General features: G+C 74.1%; 17 protein-coding genes. 11 read left to right on the forward strand and 6 right to left on the reverse strand.

Annotation, left to right across the window (positions count from 1 at the left end; translation table 11 throughout):
• Positions 1 to 5 precede the first annotated feature (5 nt).
• Together HCC30_RS14095 and HCC30_RS14100 are read left to right on the forward strand one after the other, a co-directional pair.
• Positions 6 to 959 carry a DMT family transporter gene (locus HCC30_RS14095; RefSeq protein WP_169442844.1) on the forward strand — a complete coding sequence of 318 codons (954 nt, stop codon included), beginning with the start codon at positions 6 to 8 and terminating at the stop codon, positions 957 to 959.
• Positions 960 to 963: 4 nt separating this feature from the next.
• The gene (locus HCC30_RS14100; RefSeq protein ID WP_169442845.1) at positions 964 to 1,653 is read left to right on the forward strand and encodes an HAD family phosphatase; all 690 of its coding nucleotides are present in this window, start codon (positions 964 to 966) and stop codon (positions 1,651 to 1,653) included.
• Between the two features lie 78 nt (positions 1,654 to 1,731).
• On the opposite strand, the gene HCC30_RS14105 is transcribed toward HCC30_RS14100, so the two are convergent.
• Both HCC30_RS14105 and HCC30_RS14110 read right to left on the reverse strand, forming a co-directional pair.
• Positions 1,732 to 2,376 (reverse strand): adenylate cyclase, encoded by a 645-nt coding sequence (locus tag HCC30_RS14105; protein ID WP_169442846.1) that lies wholly within the window; start codon positions 2,374 to 2,376, stop codon positions 1,732 to 1,734.
• A 124-nt stretch (positions 2,377 to 2,500) separates the two neighbouring features.
• Positions 2,501 to 3,067, reverse strand: a complete 567-nt coding sequence (locus HCC30_RS14110; RefSeq protein WP_169442847.1) for a TetR/AcrR family transcriptional regulator — start codon at positions 3,065 to 3,067, stop codon at positions 2,501 to 2,503.
• Positions 3,068 to 3,143: 76 nt separating this feature from the next.
• On the opposite strand from HCC30_RS14110, the gene HCC30_RS14115 reads away from it, so the two are divergent.
• Together HCC30_RS14115 and HCC30_RS14120 are read left to right on the forward strand one after the other, a co-directional pair.
• Complete coding sequence (locus HCC30_RS14115; RefSeq protein WP_169442848.1) at positions 3,144 to 3,347, forward strand: hypothetical protein; 204 nt, start codon at positions 3,144 to 3,146, stop codon at positions 3,345 to 3,347.
• A gap of 125 nt (positions 3,348 to 3,472) precedes the next feature.
• Positions 3,473 to 5,308 carry a BCCT family transporter gene (locus HCC30_RS14120; protein ID WP_346776625.1) on the forward strand — a complete coding sequence of 612 codons (1,836 nt, stop codon included), beginning with the start codon at positions 3,473 to 3,475 and terminating at the stop codon, positions 5,306 to 5,308.
• A gap of 66 nt (positions 5,309 to 5,374) precedes the next feature.
• Here the strand turns inward: HCC30_RS14120 and HCC30_RS14125 are convergent, their stop codons facing one another.
• From HCC30_RS14125 to HCC30_RS14140, 4 genes are all read right to left on the reverse strand, one after another.
• Complete coding sequence (locus tag HCC30_RS14125) at positions 5,375 to 6,268, reverse strand: geranyl diphosphate 2-C-methyltransferase (RefSeq protein ID WP_169442849.1); 894 nt, start codon at positions 6,266 to 6,268, stop codon at positions 5,375 to 5,377.
• A gap of 15 nt (positions 6,269 to 6,283) precedes the next feature.
• The gene (locus HCC30_RS14130; protein ID WP_169442850.1) at positions 6,284 to 7,483 is read right to left on the reverse strand and encodes a family 2 encapsulin nanocompartment cargo protein terpene cyclase; all 1,200 of its coding nucleotides are present in this window, start codon (positions 7,481 to 7,483) and stop codon (positions 6,284 to 6,286) included.
• Positions 7,484 to 7,679: 196 nt separating this feature from the next.
• Positions 7,680 to 9,092: a family 2B encapsulin nanocompartment shell protein gene (locus HCC30_RS14135; protein WP_169442851.1), complete on the reverse strand. Its 1,413-nt coding sequence runs from the start codon at positions 9,090 to 9,092 to the stop codon at positions 7,680 to 7,682.
• Between the two features lie 474 nt (positions 9,093 to 9,566).
• Positions 9,567 to 11,096, reverse strand: a complete 1,530-nt coding sequence (locus tag HCC30_RS14140; RefSeq protein WP_169442852.1) for a fatty acyl-CoA synthetase — start codon at positions 11,094 to 11,096, stop codon at positions 9,567 to 9,569.
• Between the two features lie 184 nt (positions 11,097 to 11,280).
• On the opposite strand from HCC30_RS14140, the gene HCC30_RS14145 reads away from it, so the two are divergent.
• The 7 genes from HCC30_RS14145 (at position 11,281) to HCC30_RS14175 (ending at position 21,252) form a co-directional block, all read left to right on the forward strand.
• Entirely contained in the window at positions 11,281 to 12,087 is an 807-nt protein-coding gene (locus HCC30_RS14145; protein WP_169442853.1) for a class II aldolase/adducin family protein, read from the forward strand.
• Positions 12,088 to 12,182: 95 nt separating this feature from the next.
• Positions 12,183 to 12,581 (forward strand): CU044_2847 family protein, encoded by a 399-nt coding sequence (locus HCC30_RS14150; RefSeq protein ID WP_169442854.1) that lies wholly within the window; start codon positions 12,183 to 12,185, stop codon positions 12,579 to 12,581.
• A 17-nt stretch (positions 12,582 to 12,598) separates the two neighbouring features.
• Positions 12,599 to 14,785 (forward strand): trypsin-like peptidase domain-containing protein, encoded by a 2,187-nt coding sequence (locus HCC30_RS14155; protein WP_169442855.1) that lies wholly within the window; start codon positions 12,599 to 12,601, stop codon positions 14,783 to 14,785.
• Between the two features lie 131 nt (positions 14,786 to 14,916).
• Positions 14,917 to 15,813, forward strand: coding sequence for a MoxR family ATPase (locus tag HCC30_RS14160; protein ID WP_169442891.1), 897 nt, complete (start codon positions 14,917 to 14,919; stop codon positions 15,811 to 15,813).
• Positions 15,814 to 15,816: 3 nt separating this feature from the next.
• The gene (locus HCC30_RS28265; RefSeq protein WP_206323797.1) at positions 15,817 to 19,827 is read left to right on the forward strand and encodes an SAV_2336 N-terminal domain-related protein; all 4,011 of its coding nucleotides are present in this window, start codon (positions 15,817 to 15,819) and stop codon (positions 19,825 to 19,827) included.
• Positions 19,828 to 19,974: 147 nt separating this feature from the next.
• Positions 19,975 to 20,499, forward strand: a complete 525-nt coding sequence (locus tag HCC30_RS14170) for a hypothetical protein (RefSeq protein ID WP_169442856.1) — start codon at positions 19,975 to 19,977, stop codon at positions 20,497 to 20,499.
• Positions 20,500 to 20,772: 273 nt separating this feature from the next.
• The gene (locus HCC30_RS14175; protein WP_169442857.1) at positions 20,773 to 21,252 is read left to right on the forward strand and encodes a hypothetical protein; all 480 of its coding nucleotides are present in this window, start codon (positions 20,773 to 20,775) and stop codon (positions 21,250 to 21,252) included.
• Positions 21,253 to 21,348 lie beyond the last annotated feature (96 nt).

The following is a 21,348-nucleotide window of genomic DNA, read 5'->3' on the forward strand; positions in this document are numbered from 1 at the left end:
ACAACGTGGAATCACTCGACGTATCCAGCGCACCGCAGGACACCGGGAGCCCGGGAAAGCAGCGCAACTCCCGGGCCAACGCGGGAATCCTGTTAGCCTTCGGCGGCATCGGATTCTGGTCCACCAACGCACTCGCCGGATCGACCGCGCTCCAGTCGCTGGACATCGGGATCGTGCTCGTGCTGCAGTTCTGTTCGGCAACGGCGGCGCTCGCGGTGATCCACCTGCTGCGAGCGCCCCGCGGCCGGACGGCGGCAGAACCGCTCACCCGGCGCGACTACTGGACGGGCGCCTTCGTCGGCATCATCGGCTTCGCCGGGACGCAGACGACCCAGTATCTCGGATTCGCGTACGCACCGATCGTCGAATCCAACATCATCGCCTACGGCTGGCCCATGTTCGCGGCCGTCTGGCTGGTACTCGTCACCCGCACACGGGGAACGCTCACGGGATTCGCGCTCTCCGTACTCGGATTCCTCGGCGTCGCCCTGATGACCGTAGGGCAGAACGAATCCTCCGGCACGGGCAGCGGTTGGGGCTATGCGGCCGCACTGGCCTCCGCTTTCTGCATGGCCTTCTACACGCTCGCGGCAGGACGCGTACGCGCCTCCGCCTCGTACGTGATGCTGTGCGGCGGCGGCGTGGGCATCGTCATCGCCTTCGCCATCGCCCTGCTGAGCGACACCGACTGGAACCCCTCCACGGCGTGGGCCGCCATGGCCTATGTCGGAATCGGCCCCTGCGCCGCCGGGTTTCTGCTGTGGAGCCTGGGAATGTCCCGCAGCCGGGGACGTCTCGCCCCGCTCGGCTACGCCACTCCCGTCCTCTCGACACTGGTACTTCTCGCCGCCGGCCGGTCGTTCGGCGGCCCCGCCGCATTCCTCGGCGCCGTCCTCGTCCTGCTGTGCACCGTCGGCGTCCTGATCAACGACCGCGTCAACGGCGAAGGCGGGCTGTAGATTCATGGGGACGCCCACCGGGAAACGCACCGTCATCTTCGATCTCGACGGCACGCTGCTCGACAGCTCGACCGCCTATTTCCGCGCGGAACGGAGCGCCTTGCGGGAGCACTGCGGCATCACGCTCACCCGTGAGGAACACGACGGCTGCATCGGTTACAGCCTTGCCGAGATGCTGGAGCGCATCGTCACCGAGCGCCGCCCCGGCGTACCGGTCGGGCCCGTACTGCATGCGGTGCAGCAGCATTATCTGGACGAACTCCGGCGCGAGTGCCGCCCGTTCCCCGGGATGCGGGAACTCGTCCGGTGTCTTCACGCCGCAGGGCACCCGCTGGCCGTCGCCTCGGGTTCGCCGCGCAAGGTCATCGGCACCGTACTCGAACTCCTGGAGCTCACCCGGGAGTTCACCTGCTTCGTCTCCTCCGAGGAGGTCGCGGCCGGTAAGCCGGAGCCGGATGTGTTCCGGGAGACGGCGCGCAGAATGAGCGCGCGGGAATGCGTCGTCGTCGAGGACTCATGGATCGGAGCCGAGGCCGCCCGGCGGGCCGGAATTCCCTGCTTTCTACTGCGGGACGTGCCGGATCCGGCGACCGGGCAGACGCCGGAGCGGCCCCCGCCGCAGGGCGTCACCGTGGTCCGGCGGCAGGGTGCCGAGATCACCGGCGTACTCCTCGATCTTGTGGAGAACCTCTAAACCGGGCACGGCCAAGGTGAACTTTCGGTAGCTCTACGTGACGGCGGGGCGAAGGGGTGTCGCCCTTGCGGCTCCCCGTCAGAAGCGGAGGTTGGTCAGCGCGCTCAGGGTGATCCCGTAACGGGCGTGCACGGCCGCGGTGTTGTCGCCGGTGAGCGCGGTGCGGGGGAGCTCCAGCCGGTCGGCGGCGCTGTGCACGTGCGCGGCGTTCCTGCCCTCCAGGCCCAGGAACGGCGGGATCAGCGGCCACGAGTCGATCTCCAGCCGCACGTCCTCCAGGAGCCAGGACGAGCGGTGGTTCTCGTGGTACGCGCGGGGCGTGAAGCCGAGCTGTTCCAGCAGGGCGTGCGCCTGGTCGAAGTCGGCCACGGCCAGTTCCGCGCTCCGGCGGCTCCGGCCGCCCCCGGCGGGCAGCTCGTTGGCGCAGACCGTGACCCGGCGTCCGGTGTCCCGCAGCAGGGCCCAGCGGTACGGGTTCTCGGAGACGCTGTACACGTGCCGCCGCAGATGCCGGTCGGCCAGGTGCCGCCCGCCGGCCCGCGCGATCCGCTCGGCCATCCGCTCCGGGTCGATGTCCAGCACCTTCGCGACGTGCCGGTGCGCCGCCGGTGCGGACGCGGAGCGGGTCTGCGTACCGGCCCCCACGGAGCCGGAGCCGGGGGACGCGGGGGAGTCGAGGGGTTCGAGGGAGTCGATGTACTCGGTAAGGGATGTATCCGTCATGTCCCCAGGCTGAAGGCGACCCCGGGGGCCTCGCATGTCGGCGGCCCCGAGCCCGTGACGCCCGAACGCGCGACGGCCGGAACGTACCCGCACTCGCGCCGGAGGTGCCGCGCCCGGCCCCCGGTCAGGTCAGCAGTTCCCTGGCGATCTCGCGTGCCTCGGTGAGGAGCTCCTTGCCGTGGATGCCGTGGTGCGCGAAGGCGCCCTCCAGCAGCAGGAAGAGGTGGCGCGCCAGGCGGGCCGGGTTCTCCGCGTCCGGCCGGTCCTCGGCGATGAGCTCGCCCAACCGCTCCTCGACGGACTGCTTGTGGTACCGGATGATCGCGTACGCCGGGTGTTCGACGGGGAGTTCGGCCGCCGCGTTGAGGAAGCCGCAGCCGCGGGTGATGGTGCGGGCGTCCTCCGCGTACACGTCGAAGACGGTGAGCGCGCGCGGTGCCTCGGCGGCGGCGAGCCGCTCCTCCAGCCCCTGCCACCACGTCGAGTGACGGTTCTTCAGGTACGTCGCGACGAGCGCGTCCTTGGAGCCGAAGTTGTTGTACAGGGTGCGCTTGGTCACGCCCGATTCGGCGGCGATGGTGTCCACGCCGACGGCGTGAATGCCGCCGTTGTAGAACAAACCGGACGCGACGTCGAGGATGCGCCGCGCCCTGGGTGTCAGATCGCGCGGGTCGACCGCCTCGTGTTCCATGCGTCCCCTTGACTTTCACAGGTCTGTATAACGTACTCTCGGCCCCCGAATTACACAGATCAGTATAGGGGGTGTCATGCCGAGGTGGCTTGGACGCGCGTTCGGGGTGCTCGGTGAGGTCGCGCTGGCGGTCGACGCGGGAAGCGCCATCCGCCACGGACAGCCGGTGACCGAGCGTGCCTACCGCAGGTGCACGCGTCCGGAGGTCCTGACCGTGCCGCGCGCCTGGCTCGCGGACGGTCCCCGCGCCACGGCCCACGCGCCGGTACGCGGGCGCTGAGGCGCCGGGCGGCGGACCGCGCCCCGGCCCGCCGCCCCACGGCACCCCCGCGCTCCCGCCGCGCCCGGCCCCCGCGCCGGTGACCGGGGCCGGAGCGTCACCATGCACGCAGAGTAAGGAATACCGTGTCCTCTCCCTCAGGAGCAGAACCGACAGCAGCCCGCGAGGCAGCGCGGGACAAGGCCCCGGAGACAGCACCGGGGGACGCCCGTGAGACGGCGACGGGCGGCGGCCCGGCGGCGGCCTGGCGGAGCCTCCGCAAGCCGGTGTTCGTCCCGGCCCTGCTGATCATCGTCGCCGCGCTGGCGTTCGCCACCTGGTACGGGGCCGCCTACGGCGACGACGCCGAGGCCGCCTTCACCGCCCTTCGGGACCGGATCGGCGAGACCGTCGGCTGGTGGTACGTCCTCCTCGTCACGGGCTTCCTGGTGTTCGCCTTCTGGGTCGCGCTGTCCAGGGCGGGCGACATCCGGCTCGGACGGGACGACGAGCGGCCGGAGTTCTCGCGGTTCTCCTGGTTCGCGATGCTCTTCTCGGCCGGGATGGGCATCGGCCTCGTCTTCTGGGGCGTCGCCGAACCGCTGAACCACATGATGTCCCCGCCGGACATCGCGGGCGTCGAGCCCGGTTCGGCCGAGGCCGGACGCGCCGCCATCGGGCAGGCCCTCTTCCACTGGGGGCTGCACGCCTGGGGCATCTACGTCGTCGTCGGGCTCGGACTGGCCTACATGTCCTTCCGGCGCGGCCGCCCGCTCTCCGTCCGCTGGCTGCTCGAACCGCTGCTCGGCCGCCGGCTCGTCGAGTCCTGGGCCGGCCACGCCATCGACGTCTTCGCCGTCGTCGGCACCGTCTTCGGCGTCGCCACCTCGCTCGGCCAGGGCGCCCTGCAGATCCAGGCCGGACTGGCCCACCTCGGCTGGTTCGAACCCTCCGGCACGCTGCTCCTCGCCGTCGTCGTCCTGATCACGGCGGCGGGCACGGTCTCCGTGGTCAGCGGGCTCGACAAGGGCGTGCGGTGGCTGTCCAACGCCAACATGACGCTCGCCGCCGTGCTGGCCCTGCTCGTCCTGCTGATCGGGCCGACGGTGTTCCTGCTCCGGTCCGTGGTGCAGAACACCGGTGAATACGTCCAGGCGATACCGCAGTTCATGTTCGTCACCGGAGCGGGCGCCACCGACGGCTGGACGCTCGGCTGGACCCTGTTCAACCAGGCCTGGTTCCTCAGCTGGGCCCCGTTCGTGGGCATGTTCATCGCCCGCATCTCCCGCGGCCGCACCATCCGCGAGTTCGTCCTCGGCGTCCTGCTGGCGCCCACGCTCATCGCGATCGTGTGGTTCACGGTCTTCGGCAGCACCGGGCTGCTCTACCAGCTCCGGAACGGCTCCATGGTCGGGAAGGGCGGCGTCATCGACACCGACACCTCGCTGTTCCTGCTGTTCGAGCAACTTCCGGTGGGCGCGGGCGTGACCGTCGTGCTGGCCGTCGTCGCGATGCTGGTGATCACCCTGTTCTTCGTCACCTCGTCCGACTCCTGCTCCCTCGTCGTCGACGTCCTCTCGCACGGCGGACGGGCCGAGACCCCGCGGGTGACCCGGCTGTTCTGGTCCGTCGTCATCGGCGTGGCGGGCGCCCTGCTGCTCCTCGCCGGCGGCTCGGCCGCGCTCACCGTGCTCCAGGTCAGCTCGATCGCCAGCGCGGCACCGCTCTCCGTGATCTACGCGCTCGCCGTGGTCGCCCTGATCCGGATGTTCCGCTACGAGACGGCGGTCATGCCCCGCTACGTACGCGTCGGCGGCTCCCGACGACCCCCGGAACAGGGCGAGTCGGCGACCACCCTCGCCGTGCACGACCTCCCCCGGCACGCCGTCACCCGGGACGCCCCGACCGGCGCCCTCACCTGCGACACGGCCGCCCGCGACCCCCTTGGGGACGCGCCCGAGCACCCGGCGTCCGCACGCTGACCGGGCACGCGCGGGGGCCGGGCCCGTCGGACGACGACGGACCCGGCCCCCGGCGCGCACCGGCGGTCAGACGCGGTCGGCCGCGATCAGCAGGTACTGGAAGGAGCCGTCCTTGTAGGAGTTGATGAACGCCTCCTCGATGCCCGTCACCAGGGACGAGGTGGCGCGCAGCTCCCAGTACGGCAGCGTCGCGGCCGTCAGGTCGACGACGGCGTGCGGGACGAGCCGGTTGTCCGCCATGGCGCGCAGGTACTCGCGGCGGGAGTGGATGTTGCACTCGAAGTGCGCGTTGATCTGCGAGACCCACTTCGAGGGCTGGCCGTACCGCGGGTTCCAGCAGCCGGTGACGGTCACGTACCGGCCGCCGGTCCGCAGCACCCGGGAGTGCTCGGCGAACAGGTCGTGCAGGTCGACGTACATGGTCGACTCGTTGTTCCAGGAGGCCGCGGCCTGCCCGGTGGCGAAGGGCGTGTCGAGCATGTTGCACACCCGCGCCCGCACGCTGTCCTCGATGCCCAGCTCGGCGGCCCGCCGGTTGGCGAAGTCGGCCTGCTTCGCGGACAGGGTGACGCCCTCGACGTCGCAGCCGAACCGCTGGTGCGCCATCACCATCGAACCGCCCCGGCCGCAGCCGGCGTCCACGAGGGTGTCCCCGCGGCCGACGGAGCCGAGGTTGTCCAGCAGGTACTCGGCCTGCGCCGACTCCAGCCGGTGGAGTTCGGCGATCAGCTTCTTCTCGTACTCGCTGTCGGCGGGGTCGCCGAGCGCGGTGCGGTCGATGTCGCCGATGCCGTAGTGGTGGTGGTAGAGCCCGTCCACGTCGCCGAGGCGCAGGTTCACGGGCCTGGCCTCCTGGTCCCAGTAGCGGGCGATGTCCCCCTGGTACGGCGAGGCGGGGGAGGGGACGAACGCGCTCGCGGCGGGGGCGTCCTGGAGGGTGGTGTACTCGGTGCTGGTCACAGGAGAATCCGTTTCTTACCAGAAGTCGGGCAGGCTGTAGCGGTACGTGTTGGTCTGGTGCCAGTAGTGGTTGCCGTCGACCCAGGCGGCCACTCCCCGCAGGAATCGCTGCACGTGCGGCACGGGGCAGGCGGCGGCCAACTCGGCGGCTGCGGCCTCGAAGTCGTGCATCAGGTCGTTGTGGACCTCGACCGTCTTCAGGTACGCCTCCCGGTCGGAGACGCCCTCACGCTCTTCGATCACCACGGGCAGATTCAGGTGCTTGCCCGGGCTCTTGAGTTCCTTGGTGTACGAGTACAGGTCGTTGACGAGGGTGGTCGCGTTGCCCGCGAGCGCGATGACCCGCTGCATGGCGGACTGCGCGTGCAGATCGGCCGGCAGCTCGTAGCCGCCGACGGTGTCGGTGATGGTCGGGCACGGCCGGAAGTTGTTGAACTGGCGCATCGCCAGGTACTCCCACACCTCGGGCGTGTGCCCCTCCTGCGCCCAGGCCGCCTCCGCGAGATAGCCCAGGTGCAGCCGGGACATGTCGTGCCGGTACCGGTCGGCCTGCGAGGCGCTGGCCTCCCGCAGGAAATAGTCCATCGCCGAGCGGTACGCGCGCCGGGGCGCGTCCGAGCCGAGCGACTCCCGCCACGCGGGCTCGTACTCCGCCGTGGTGTACAGCGGGTCCAGCGCCGTGTGCGCCAGCAGCAGGCGGCTGCCGAGGCCGACGGGGGAGCCGCCGTGGTCCTCGCAGTAGCAGTCGTCGACCGCGTTCTCGGCGACCATCAGCCGGGTCGCGATCATCAGGTGGTCGACACTGGGCGCGTCCGGGTGGCAGGCGACCATGTAGCGGCCGACGGAGAACCCGTCGAACTGGTCCTCCCACTCCGGCGGGAACGCCCGCACCTCGTCCACCGCCCACGCCTTGATCCGGCGGCTGACCTCCGCCACCCGCACCGGGTCGGGCTCCGGGACGGGGTGGTGATACAGCCCCGGCACGGCGTCGCCCACCGCGGGCGGGCCGGGCTCGGCGCGGGGGGCGGGCGCCGGCGGGGGACCGGCCGGGCGCAGGCCCGCCGTGCCCAGGCCGCTGGGCCCGCGCAGAATCCGCTCCAGCGCCGGACTCACCGGCGGGGCCTCGCTGTTGACGGCCTCGGGGCGGCCCCCGAAGCGGGCCGCAGCGTCGGACAGGCTGCCCGGCCGCGGCGGGGAAAACCCGGATTCGGGCATCCGTGGCTCCTTGCTGACTGGGTGGACTGCGCCCCGACAGGGGCGCGGGGAAACGGTGCGACGGTCTCCGGAGCGCCGGTGGCGTGCGAGGTGCGGCCCACCGGTGGGCCGCACCGGAAGGGGCGCGGGGAACTGCGCGACGCACCCACTCAGGCACCCGCTCCCGGCCGTCCCCGCGTCCCCGGCGCCTCCGCGCCTAGTCGCGCCGGCGCGCGATCTGCACGTTCTCCAGCACGCCGAGCGCGTCGGGCACCAGGACGGCGGCGGAGTAGTAGGTGCTGACCAGGTACGAGATGATCGCCTGCTCGTCGATGCCCATGAACCGCACCGACAGGCCCGGTTCGTACTCCTCCGGCAGCCCCGTCTGGTGCAGGCCCACGACGCCCTGGTCGTCCTCGCCGGTACGCATGGCCAGGACGGAGCTGGTGCCGTCCGGGTTGATGGGGATCTTGTTGCAGGGCAGGATCGGCACCCCGCGCCAGGCCGGGACCTGCTGGCCGCCGAGGTCCACGTGGCTCGGGTAGAGACCGCGGGCGTTGAACTCGCGGCCGATCGCCGCGATCGTCTTCGGGTGGGCGAGGAAGACCTTGGTGCCGCGCCGGCGGCAGAGCAGCTCGTCCAGGTCGTCCGGGGTGGGCGGCCCGGAGTGGGTCTGGATGCGCTGTTTGAAGGCCGCGTTGTGCAGCAGCCCGAACTCGCGGTTGTTGACGAGCTCGTGCTCCTGGCGCTCGCGCAGCGCCTCGACGGTGAGCCGCAGCTGCTCCTCGGTCTGGTTCATCGGCCCGTTGTAGAGGTCGGCGACCCTGCTGTGGACCCGCAGCACCGTCTGGGCGACGGAGAGTTCGTACTCGCGCGGCTTCAGCTCGTAGTCGACGAAGGTGCCGGGCAGCCCGACCTCGCCCTCGTGCCCCGCCGACAGCGCGATCTCCGCCTCGCCGTGACGATTCTGCCGCTGCCGGGGCAGTGCGCTGAACGCCTCGATGTGCGCGCGGAGTTGCGGCGAGTTGGCCAGGACGGCGGCGAAGTCGGCGCGGGAGAGGGTGAGCAGGGTGCCGGAGGTCTCGGCCGTCGCGGTGCTCTCCCAGCCGGCCTCGCCGTCCAGCAGCGCGTGCTCGCCGAACCGGTCGCCGTCGGCGAGGACGGCGACGCGGACCTCCTCGTCGTACTTGCCCGCCGAGGTCTGGTTGACCCGGCCGTGCGCGATCAGGTGGATGTGCTCGGCGGGGGTGCCGCGTTCGACCAGGACCTCGCCCGCGACGAAGTCGCGCTGGACGCACCGGTCGGCGAGGGCGCCGAGCACCTGCTCGTCCTCGAAGCCGCGCAGCAGGGCCAGTTCGCCCAGCTCACGGGGGATCACCCGGACGTCGGCGCCGTCCTGCACGAACTCGACGCGCCCGTCGCCGACGGTGTGCGTCAGCCGCCGGTTCACCCGGTAGGCGCCGCCCTTGACCTCGACCCAGGGGAGCGCCCGCAGCAGCCACCGGGAGCTGATCCCCTGCATCTGCGGGGCGGTCTTGGTCGTGGTGGTGAGGTTGCGGGCTGCCGCGGTGCTCAGGCTGGACGGTGGCGGGGTGTCCAGCTGCGGTTCCGGGCCGGTCTCGGTGGTCATCGGGCGAGCTCTCCTTCGCGAGGGTGGTGCGGGGGTGCACACGGCGCCGCCCCGCCCCGGACCGGCTGCCGGAAGCAGGACGGACCGGGACGAACAGGGCGGGCGAACGGCATGGGTGAGACGTAACGGGCAGGGTGGTGCGGGGAGGGGAAAAGCGGTACGGGGGAGGGGAGTTGGGGGTGAAGAGGAGAAGGGGCGGGGAATCCGTCCAGATCTCGGGGAACACTAACGGCCGTCGTGGCCGGAACGCCCCGTCGGACCGGGGGAGTTAGCTCGATGCGGTGTTCTTGATCCACATCATGTTTATCCGACCGGTCGACAGGATCAGGCCGTGCGGATCCGGACGCCTCCGGCGGGCACGGCGGCGCTCCCCGCTGCCCCAACTGGGCTTCCGCTGTACGCGGTTGAGCCGTGCCGGACGGGCCGGGACCGACCGGAAGGAAACATTCCGGCCAGTCCGGCGCCGCGACGGGCTCAGGTCAGGGTGTCGCGCAGCCGGCGCTTGAGGATCTTCCCGCTGGCGTTCCGGGGCAGCGTCTCGGCGAGGACGACGCGCTTGGGTGCCTTGAATCCGGCCAGCCGCTCGCGCGCGTACGCGGCGAGTTCCTCCGCCGTGACCGCGCCGCGCGGCACCACCACGGCGGTGACCGCCTCGATCCACCGCTCGTCCGGCAGCCCGACCACCGCCGCCTCGGCCACCGCGGGGTGGCTGTAGAGCACGTCCTCCACCTGCCGCGAAGCGACCAGCACGCCACCGGAGTTGATGACGTCCTTCACCCGGTCGACGACCGTGAGATAGCCCTCCGCGTCCCGCACCACCAGATCCCCGGACCTGAACCACCCGTCCCGGAAGGCCGCCCCGGTCTCCTCCGGCTTGTCCCAGTAGCCCTCGCAGAGCTGCGGCGAGCGGTACACGACCTCGCCCGGCGTCCCGTCCGGCACGTCCTCGCCCGCCTCGTCCACCACCCGCGCCTCGACGAACAGCACGGGACGCCCGCAGGAGTCCATCCGGCCCGCGTGTTCCTCGGGGCGCAGCACCGTGGCCAGCGGGCCGATCTCGCTCTGCCCGAAACAGTTGAAGAACCGCAGCCCGGGCAGCAGTTCACGGATGCGCTCCAGCACCGGCACCGGCATCACCGAGGCGCCGTAGTACGCCTTGCGCAGCGCGCCCAGCTCGCGGGTGGCGAAGTCCTCGCGCCCGGCGAGCGCGATCCACACCGTCGGTGGGGCGAAGAGACTGTCGGCCTCGCCGGCCTCGACCAGGCCGAGAATCCGGTCCCCGTCCGGCGCGTCGAGGATCGTGCTGGTCGCCCCGACGGCGAGGTACGGCAGCAGGAAGACGTGCAGCTGGGCCGAGTGGTAGAGCGGCAGCGCGTGCACCGGCCGGTCGTCCTCGTGCAGTTCGAGCGCGGTGATCGCGCTGACGTACGCGTGCACCAGCGCCCGGTGCGTCATCATCGCGCCCTTCGGGAGCGCGGTGGTGCCGGAGGTGTAGAGCAGCTGGACGAGATCCTCGCTGCCGGGACCGGGGCCGTCCTCCGGCGGCGGACCGGCCCCGTCGAGCCGGGCCAGCAGCGAACGGTCGTCGTCCCGCAGCGGCAGCACCCGTACGCCGTCGGGCAGTTGCCCCGCCAGATCCGGGTCGGCGAGGACCAGGGAAGCCCCGGACTGGGTGAGCGGATAGGCCAGGTCCTCGCCCGTCAGGTTCTGGTTCACCGGTACGTGCACCAGCCCGGCGCGGGCGCAGGCCAGGAAGCCGATCAGGTACGCGTCCGAGTTGTGCCCGTAGCTCGCCACCCGGTCACCGGGCGCCAGCCCCTCGGCGCGCAGCACCGCGGCGGCCGCCGAGACCGCCGCGTCCAGCCCCGCGTACGTCCACGCGCGCGCCCCGTACCGCACGGCCGTGCGCCCCGGAACGCGCCGCGCGCTGCGCAGCAGCACCCCGTCGACGGTGCTGCTGCGCACGCCGTCCGCGCGGGAGCCGGTGCCGGGTGCGGTGTTCATGCGGTACCCCATTCAGCGGTCGTCCAGCCGTCCTGCCGCCGGACCTCGCGCGCCCGGCCGGGCCATTCTGCTGCCCCCGGCAACCCGGCGGGGGTTCCGGCCGTTCCGGGGCCCGTCGGCATCCCGCCGGGCGGGCGCGGGTAGGCAGGGACGGTATCCGTCCCGAGCCAGGGGAGGAACCCCCATGTCACGGACCGGCGAAACCCTCCACGAGACCGGCCCCGCGGGCGACGAGGAGACGCGGGAGGCCGAAGAGCTGCGGCTGCGGCGGGAGTTGGCCGCCGTCTACCGCCTCGTCGCGCACTTCCGGATGACCGACCTCATCTTCACCCACATCTCGCTGCGCCTGCCCGGGCCGGAACACCACTTCCTGATCAACCCCTACGGCCTGCTCTTCGAGGAGATCACGGCCTCCTCCCTGGTCAAGATCGACATGACAGGGCGCCCGGTGGAGCCCACCCCGTACCGGGTCAACCCGGCCGGCTTCGTCATCCACAGCGCCGTGCACGCCGCGCGCGAGGACGCGCTGTGCGTCCTGCACACCCACACCAGGGCCGGCTGCGCCGTGGCCGCGCAGCCGGACGGGCTGCTGCCCGTCAACCAGATCAACCTGCAGTTCCACGGGCGCGTCGGCTACCACGACTACGAGGGCGTCGCCCTCGACCTGGACGAACAGCACCGCCTCGTCCGCGACCTGGGCCACCACGACGCGCTGATCCTGCGCCACCACGGCCTGCTGACCGTCGGCCCCACGGCGGGCAGCGCCTTCCTGCGGATGTACTACCTGGACAAGGCGTGCGAGATCCAGCTCGCGGCACAGTCCGGCGGAACGGTCCCGGACGTGCCGCCGCCCGACGTCTGCGACCACGCCTCCCGCCAGCTGAACGGCGAGGCCACCGGCGACGGCCTGCGGATGGACGACTCCGGCGAACTCGCCTGGGCCGCCATGCTCCGCCTCGCCCGCCGCATCGCCCCCGACCACGAGGACTGACGCCCGCCGGCGGCCCCGCGCGCAACACCCCACGTCCCGCCCCCGGTTGGGAAAGAGGCGAGACAACGGGCCGCCCGCGTCGACATGATGGACCCATGACCCGGTACGCGGAACTCACCCTGAGCGACGACACGGCCGTACGCGTGGAACTGGCCCCCGCCGGGCCCCCGCCACCCGGAACACCCGCGCACACCCCCGATCCGGAGCCGGCCGACCTGCCCGGGGGAGCGGGGCCCGCGGTGCCGGTGAGCCGGGGCACGGACGCGGCGGCGGCGACCGCGCGGCAGGCGCTGCGTACCACCCTGAAGCCGCTGGGCGCCCTGCTGGACGAGGTGAACGCCTCGCTGTCCACGGCCCAGACCCCGCCGGAGGAGGTCACCGTCGAGTTCGGCGTCCAGGTGGGGCAGGACCTCAAGCTCGGCCTCGTCGGCGCCACCGGACAGGCGAACCTGCGGGTCACCGCCACCTGGCGGCCCGCGGCCCCGCACCGGTGACCGGGGAGCCGGAGAAGGTGACGGGCGCGCGGGACTGGCGGGAGCGGCCCGCGGCCGTCGCGGTGCTCAGCCCGGCGGACGGCCGGGCCGTCGGCGCGGGCGTGCTGCTGCCCGGACAGCGGCTGCTGACCTGCGCCCACGTCGTCAACAGCGCTCTGGGCAACGAGCAGTTGGCCACCGCGCACCCGGGCGAGGTGACGTTACCGGCCACCGTGCGGGGCCCGGACGGCGCCTTCTCCCGCACGGCCCGGCTGGAGCTGTGGATCGCGCCGGAGCCGCCCGCCCCGCACGGCGCCTGGGAATGGGGCGGCGACCTGGCCGTGCTCGCCCTGACCGAGGACCTGCCCCCGGCCCTGTCCCCGGCGTACTGGCAGCCCATGGAGAAGGGCCAGGAGGTCCGGGCCTGGCACGGCGGCGGCGCCCACGGCTCGTACGCGGACGCCCGCGTCACCGAGTGCGGCGACCGCTTCGGATACGTGGACGGACGCCTGTCCGGCCTCGCCATCGACCACGGCTACAGCGGCGGCCCCCTCTGGTCGGCCGAACTCGGCGCCGCCGTCGGCCTGGTGGCCGCCACCCTGACCCCGCCCCGGGACCCCGCCACGGGGGAGCCGCTGCCCTTCACTCCGCAGCGGGTGGTGCGCCGCAGCTGGGGCATCCCGTGGCAGCGCGTCCGGGCCGAGCTGGCCTCCCGGGGCGCGGCGGCGCTGGTCGAGCAGGCGGCACCCGCCGTCGGGGACCATCCGGCGCTGCGGCCGCTCGCCGAGGCGGTCGCCCGCGCCCTGCCCGGCCCGGCCCAACGTGCCGAACTGGCCCGCATGGTGGCCGACCGGTGCGGCATGGGAACCCCGGCCGGGACGGCCGGACGCACCGTCGACACCTTCGTCCGCTTCCTCCTCGCCCGCGACCGCGCCCTGCCCGCGTTCACCGAGGCGCTGCGGCTGCACAGCCCCGAGCACGTGCCGCGGGTCCTCGCCGCCGCCCGGCTGACCGGGCAGGGGGCGCTGCTGTCACCCGGCGAACACCGGGTGCTCAGCGGCCTGCTCACCACCCTCGCCCCCGCCACCGCGGCCCTGCTCCCCACCGTCGTGCGCACCGCGCTCCCCGTCACCCACGTCCCCGCCCCCCTGCAACGCGCCCTCGGCCGGACCACCCGCCCCGCGGCGACGCCCGGGGACACCGAGGAGCACGCACGCCAACTCGAAGCGCTCGTCCGCTACCTGGAGGGACTCCCGGGCGACAGCAGGACCGTGCCGGAGGGGACCTCGCAGGTGCCGGGGCTGCTCCGGGTCGTCGAGTACCTGGCCGCACGCTGCCCCGGCACGCAGGAGCGCGCGGCCCTCCGCGGCTGGAGCGAGCAGGTCGCCGCGCGCCTGGGCGTGCACGACTCCGCGCTGCACGAGCGCCGGGCCGACGCGCGGGAGTGGGCCCGCCGCTCGGCGCCGGCCCCGCGCGTCCTCGCCGAGATCGGCCGCCACCACGCGGGCGGCGACCGGTACCGGATGCGGATCTGGCTGGACGAGGGCAGCCGCCCGCTGCCCGTCTCCGAGGACGCGGACCGGCCCCGGGAGCCCGCCGAGGTGGTCACCGAGATCTTCGACGTGCTCGGCCCGCTGCACGCCGCGGCGCCCGGCAACACCCGCCCCGTGGTGGAACTCCTGCTCAGCCGCGACGCGTTGGACCTCGCCGTCGACCAGTGGGAGTCCCCGGACAGCCTGGTGCCCGGCATGCTCGGCGCCGAGTACCCGGTGGTCGTCCGCTGCCCCGAGTTCGCCGAGGGCGGCCGCTTCGCCGCCGACTGGCGGCACCGCTGGCAGGGCCTGGAGACCTGCGAGCCCCTCCGCATCGGCGGCCCGGACGAACCCGCCGGCCGCCGCGAGGTCTACGGGCTGCTGATGGGCAGCCCGGACACGGCCTGCGTCGTGGTGCACGCGCCAGGGAAGGCGAGCGCCGAACTCGTCCGGCTCTGCCTGGCGGTACGCGTCCCCGTCGTCCTCTGGGACCGCGGACAGCCCGCGTCCGTACCGGACCTGGAGCGGATCGTGCGGGGCGCGCCGTGCCAGACCCCCGAGCGGGTCCGCGTCCACCGGGCGCAGAGCCTGCACAGCCCCGGCGAGTTCGCCGGACGCCCGGCCCTGGCCTGGGAGGACCCCGACCGCGCCCTGCCCCGCGCTGTCCTCGCCGACCCCTCGGAACCCGCATGACACCCCGCACCCCGCACGGCAGCGACCACAGCGGCACTGGAGGCCGGATGCACCCCGAGCACGCCCCGAACACGGCCGAGCCGGCGGACTGGAGGCTGTTCCGCGGCGACGGCGAACGGCGCACCGTCACCATGCCGCCCCCGCCCCCGTGGCGCAGCTTCACCGCCCCCCGCACCCGGGCGGCCCCGGACGACGAGGGCTCCCGCTACCTCATCACCCCCGCGCACGCCGACGTCGTGAACGCGGCCCTGCACCTGCGGCGCCCGCTGCTGGTGACCGGGACCCCCGGCACCGGCAAGTCCTCCCTCGCCCGCGCCGTCGCCCACGAACTCGGCCTCGGCGAGGTCCTGCACTGGCCCGTCAACAGCCGCTCCACCGTGGAGGAGGCGCTCTACCGGTACGACGCCATCGGCCGGCTCCGCGAGTCCTCCCTCAGCCGGGACCGCAGCGAGGAGGAGCCCGCCATCGGCACCTTCGTCCGCCTCGGCCCCCTCGGCACCGCGCTCACCCCGCGCGCCCGGCCGCACGTCCTCCTCGTCGACGAACTCGACAAGGGCGACGTCGACCTGCCCAACGACCTGCTGACGGTCTTCGAGGAGGGCGAGTTCGAGATCCCCGAACTGGCCCGGCTGCCCGAGGAACAGTCCGAGGTGGAGGTGCGCACCGCGCACCGGGGCGAGCACACCACCGTGGAACGCGGGCGGGTGCGGTGCACCGAGTTCCCCGTCGTCGTCATCACCAGCAACGGCGAACGCGACTTCCCGCCCGCCTTCCTCCGCCGCTGCGTACCCCTCGAACTGCCCACCCCCGACGAGGGCATGCTGCGCGCCATCGTCACCGCGCACCTCGGCGAGGAGGCGCTCACCGAGATCGACGACATCGTCGACGCCTTCCTCCGGCGCCGCGCCCCCGGCGAACTCGCCACCGACCAGCTGCTCAACGCCGTCTTCCTGCGCACCGGCGGCGTCGACCTGTCGGCGGACGGCCTGCTCGACGCGGTACTGCACCAACTCGGCGGAACGGTCTGACGGATGGCGCCCCAGGACGCGGGATGCGGCGGCTCCGGCCCGTTCGGGCACCTGCTGGCCACGCTCTCCGCCGCCGGCGCCGGCCTGGACGTACAGCAGCTCCTCGACGCGCTCTGGCTCGCCCGCCGCATGCCCCCGGCCGACGCCCGGGCCCCGCTGGCCCCGCGGCCGTCCGACGGCGTCCCGTACCAGCCGCACCGCGGCAGCCCTCTCCCGTCCGCACCCCCGCCGCCCGGACACCGCACGCGCGAGCCCGAGGAGGACACGCCCGCCGGAGCGCTGCACCCCTTCCGCCCGCCGGAGCGGCACCCCGCAACCGAAGCCCCCGGTGAGGGCACCGCCGCCACCCCGCTGCGGGCCCCCGAGGCCCGGGCACTCCGCTCCGAACTGCGCCTCGGCCGCGCCCTGCGCCCGCTCAAGCAGCACCGGGCCAGCCCCGTGCGCCGCGAGTTCGACGAGCGGGCCACGGCCTTCGCCTTCGCCGAGACCGGCCTGCCCGACGTGCACCTGCGCCCCGCCAGGGACCGCTGGCTCGACCTCGCCCTGCTCGTCGACGACGGCGTCTCCATGCTGCTGTGGCAGCGCCTGGCCACCGAACTCCGCGCCCTCACCCAGCGGTTGGGAGCCTTCCGCACCGTGCGCGCCTTCGGCCTGCACACCCGCGGCGAGAGCGCCCCCGCCCTCCGCCGCCGCCCCTTCGCCCCGGACGAGGCCACCCTCCCGGCCCGCCTCGCCGCCGACCCCTCCGGCGGCACCCTCGTCCTGGTGCTCAGCGACGGCATGGGCGCGGCCTGGGGCGACGGGCGGATGCACCGGGCCCTCGCCGAGTGGGCCCGTCGCGGGCCCACCGCCGTGGTGCACGCGCTGCCCCCGCGGATGTGGGACGGCTCCGGCGTCCGCGCCGCCGACTGGCAGGTCTCGACGGGCCGGCGCGGCGCCCCCAACACCGAGTGGACGGTCGGCGACCCCGTCCTCCCCGTACCCGTCCCCGACCCGCTCGCCGCCTGGGGCCACGCCCCCGTCCCCGTCCTCGAACCCCGGCCGGGCCCCATGGGCACCTGGGCCCGGCTCCTCGCCTCACCCGGCAGCACCGCTCTGCTCCCGCTGCTCCGCCCCGCCGAGGCCCGACGCCCCGGCGCGGAAAGCCCGTTGCCGCCGGAGACCTCCCGCGTCCCGGACCCGCTGGACGGCCTGCTGCGCTTCCGCGCCGCCGCCACCCCCGAGGCGTACCGCCTTGCCGCACACCTGGCCGCCGTGGGCCCGCTGTCCGTCCCGGTGATGCGCCTCGTACGGGAAGGGGCACCGTGGCGGGCCGAGACCTCGCACCTCGCCGAGGTCTTCCTCGGCGGCCTCCTGCACCCCGCCGACGGCACGCCCGAACCCCCGCCCCGGCAGCGCCTGTTCGACTTCGAGCCCCGGACACGCGAGGCCCTCCTCGACGCCGTACCCGCCACCGAACTGCTGGAGACGGAACGCCGGATCACCGAGGTGCTGGCCCGGCACGCCCCCGGCCTCGCGGGCTTCCCCACCTGGCTCGCCCACCCCGGCGGCGGCCCCGGCACCCTCCCGGCGGACTCCCGCCCCTTCACCACCATCGGGACCCGACTCGCGGGGCATCTGGGGGCGGGGCAAGTGGCGGGGCGGGAGCGGGAGACGAGGCCGGGCCTGGAGTCGGAGACGAGGCCGGAGCTGGAGCGGGAGACGAGGCCGGACCTGGAACTGGAGACGGGGACGGAGCTGGAGCGGGAGACGAGGCCGGGCCTGGAGTCGGAGGTCAGGCCGGAGCTGGAGCGGGAGACGAGGCCGGGCCTGGAGTCGGAGGTCAGGCCGGAGCTGGAGCGGGAGACGAGGCCGGGCCTGGAGTCGGAGGTCAGGCCGGAGCTGGAGCGGGAGACGAGGCCGGGCCTGGAACTGGAGACGGGGACGGAACTGGGGCCGGAGACGAGGCCGGACCTGGAGTCGGAGACGAGGCCGGAGCTGGAGCGGGCGACGGAGCGCGCGGGGGAAAGGGAGGCCGACCAGGCGCCGGAAGCGGAGCGTCCCCGGCCGCCCGGGCACCCGCCGCCGTCGGAACGTCCGCAGCCGCCCCGGTCCGCCGGAGAAGGGCCCACGTCCGGCCCCGAGTCCGTTGCCGGTGAAGGCGGAAGGCTGCCGCGGTACCAGGACTGGGAGCTGCTGCTCCCGGGCCGTGACCCCGACCGCGTGGGGCCGTACGTGCTCAGCCACCGTGCGCAGCGGCGTGCGCGGATGTCCGCCTATCTCGGCCGGGCCCCGGACGGTGCCGTGGCCGTCGTCCGGATGCCGGAGGGGTACCACCACCCCGAGCAGTGGGCGCTGCTGCACACGGAGGCGGAGGCGCTGCGCCGCATGGCGGGCCAGGGCGCCCCGCGGCTGCTGGACGCCGACCTGGAGGCCGACATCCCCTGGGTCGCCGAGGAGTTGCTGCTCGGCCCGGACGACGGCCCGGCCCCCTCGCTCCGGCGGCACCTGGAGACCCACGAGCCGCTGTCCGCCCTGCACGCCGCCGCACCCGCCTGGCACCTGATCGAGGCGGTACGCCGCTGCCACGAGCACGGCATGGTCCACGGCGACCTGTCCGTCGACACCGTGTTCTGGCCGACGGGCGGCCGCCTCGCCCTCACCGCCTGGACGTCCGCCGTCATCGACGGCCGGATGATCTGGGAGGGCCGCCACGGCCCGCCCACCGCCCCGGACAACGTCCACGCGCTGGGCCGCCTCCTCGGCGCCCTGTCCGACTGGCGGGGCCCCGAGTGGGCCCCGTTCCGCGACACGGTCAGACAGTCGGTCAGCGACGACCCCAGCACCCGCCCCACCCCGACCCGCATCCTCCAGTCACTCGCCACCTGCGCGGGCTGGAACCTACCGTCTGCCCCGCGCGACGCCCTTCCCCCACTGCGCCCACGGTTCGACCCCCCTGGCCTCTCCTCGCCCGCGCCCGGGGGCGCGCCGCCTCCGATGCCTCCGCAGTTCCCATCTCCCGGATCCCCGGCGCCCGGAGACGAGTCCGGGCGCGGGACCCTCCCCCCGGAGCCCCCGGCGTACGAGCCTCCCGACCTCACCTTGGCCTTGGCCGGAGAGGAGCCCGAGACGACGGGCGGGGCCGGGCCTTCGTCCGAGGACGTCCCGCTCACCGGCGAGGGCACACCCACCCGAGGCGGCTACTCCGTCGACCTGGGACGCGACCATCCCGTCAACCTCCCCCGCGTCCCCGTCAGTTACCGCATCGTCGTGCTGAGCTTCGAGGAAGGTGCCGGGCGGACGACGACGACCGCGGCGCTGGGCTCCCTGCTGGCCTCGGCACACCGGCAGCCGGTCATCGCGATCGACACCGTTCGGGGCGCGAACACGCTGGACGGCCGCGTGCGCCGCGAGTCGGCCGGGAACGGATCGGCCCGCGACCTCCTCGCGTCGGCCCCGTACCTCAACCGGCCGCCGGACGCACGCTGGTTCACCTCGCGGACGCCCTCGGGGCTGGAGATCCTGGCCGGTGACGCCCGCCCGGACGGCTCGACGGCCCTCAGCGACGACCACTACCGTCGGCTGATCGACATCCTGCGCGAGCAGTACCTGGTCATCCTCACCGACGGGGACGGCGGGCAGCCCGGCTCCGTGCCGCACACCGCCCTGGACCTCGCCGACCAACTGGTCGTCGTCACGGGCCCGTCGACGGAGAGCGCGAGAAGTGCGAGCGCCGGCCTCGACCGGCTCTCCGGCCTGGGCTTCCGCTCCCTCGTGCAGCGCGCCGTCGCCGTCGTCTCGGGCGTCCGCGCGACGGGCGGCACGATCGGAGCCCAGGGGGCCGTACGCCCCTTCCTGACCCGCTGCCGCGCCGTCGTCAGCTTCCCCTTCGACGAGCACCTCGCGGCCGGCACCGAACTGGACCTGGACCGCATGCAGTCGGACACCCGCGCGGCCCTCCGCGAACTCGCGGACCTCGTGTGGAGGGCGTCCCCCGGCTCGGGCGGAGAGACCCGCGGCGGAGAGAACACCTGAGCGGACTCCCACCCTGCCGGGGGCCGCGGTGACCACCCGGAGAGGTCAAGTCCCGTAGGTGGCAGAGAGGTTCGCGCACGGTCGGCCGTTGGCGTGATCCTGCCGACGCCGGCCCGCGTCCCGGCGAGGGCACGTTAGGATCACGGCATGATCACAGCCTGGTCGCCCTCCGGCTCGCTGTGGTTCCGCCGTACGGCGGGGCCGCGGCGCCTGTTGCTGGTGGCCATGCTGCTTTTCGGGTTCGTGTACGCGCACGGTGTGAGCACCGAGGCGGTGGCCCACCACGTGGCCCCCACGGTGCACACGGGAAGCACCCCGGACCCCGACGTTTCAGCCACAACCGCCTCGCCCGCCTCCGGGCAGGTCTCCGCCGAGCCCGACAGGTCCGGCGCACCCCAACAGCCCCGGGCCCCCCGCGCGTTCGCCACCGACCCGACGGGCCACGGCGAGGACGCCGGCCACGAAGGCGGCCACAGCTCGACCCACGCACCCCAGGAGTGTGTGCCCGGGCAGCCGTCGCAGGGGCCCGCGCTGGAGGCGCCCTGTCTGTCGCTCCTGCCCGGAGGGGCCGCTCCTGCCGCCCCGTCGCAGGGCAGTTTCCCGCGCGGTGAAGTCGTGGTCCCGGCCGCCGGGTTGAAGGATTCCACCGGATCGGGCGTCCTGCGCATCTAGAAGCGCCGCCCCTCCTGTCTGCCGAGAGCGCCCCGACCGCTCGCGACCCCGTACGCGCCCGACGCCTGCGCGAGCACGACGCGACGGCCGTAACGCACCGTCCCGGCCGAAGGCCGCAGGTGCCGCCACCGGCCTGCCCGCCCGCGCGCAACGCGACTGCGCGCGCCCTCGGTTCAGACAGCCCCGGACGCCCTCCACCCGCGCCCCGAGAGCGCCCCCCACCCGTCGACTTCCGGCCCGTGGCCGTGAGGCGGCCCGCTCCGCGGAGGAACCGTGCTGTTCCGTCACCGACCCCGTCCCGACACCCGTACGCCCGCCCGGCACCGCACCCCGGGCACGCCCCGGACCCGCCCCGCCCGGCGCGGGCACCGCATGCTGTCCCTGCTGCTGGGCGGGCTGCTGCTGGCCGCGCTCGACTGCGGCGCGCTGCTGCACGGTTCGCTGCACGGCGACGGCCACCCGCACGGCGCCTCCCGCGCCGCCGCGTCCCCCGCCGTACGGGAAGCCCCCGAAGCCCCGGAGGGCCGCGGCAGCGGGGTGGGGGAGGAGCCCGCCGACCCGTGCTCGCTGACGGGGCACGAGGGGGACGGGCGCGGCTCCTCGCAGCCAAGTCCCCCGGTTCCGGCGGCCGTTCCGGTGCCGGTGACGGGCGGGCCGGTGCGGGTGGCGCCGGAGGAGTCCCGTCCGGGCCGTGCGGAGTGGGCCAGGCCGGTGCGGTCGAGACTCGCGCTCGTGTGCAGATGGCGGATCTAGACGGTGCTCGCGCGCCGTCCCCGGCCCACCGGCCGGGAGACCGGCGCGCGAGAGGAGCACGTCGTGATGCCCATCCCGAAGCCCGGACCCCCGAAA

This window comes from Streptomyces sp. HNM0574, assembly GCF_012726235.1.
In the GTDB taxonomy this organism is placed as follows: domain Bacteria; phylum Actinomycetota; class Actinomycetes; order Streptomycetales; family Streptomycetaceae; genus Streptomyces.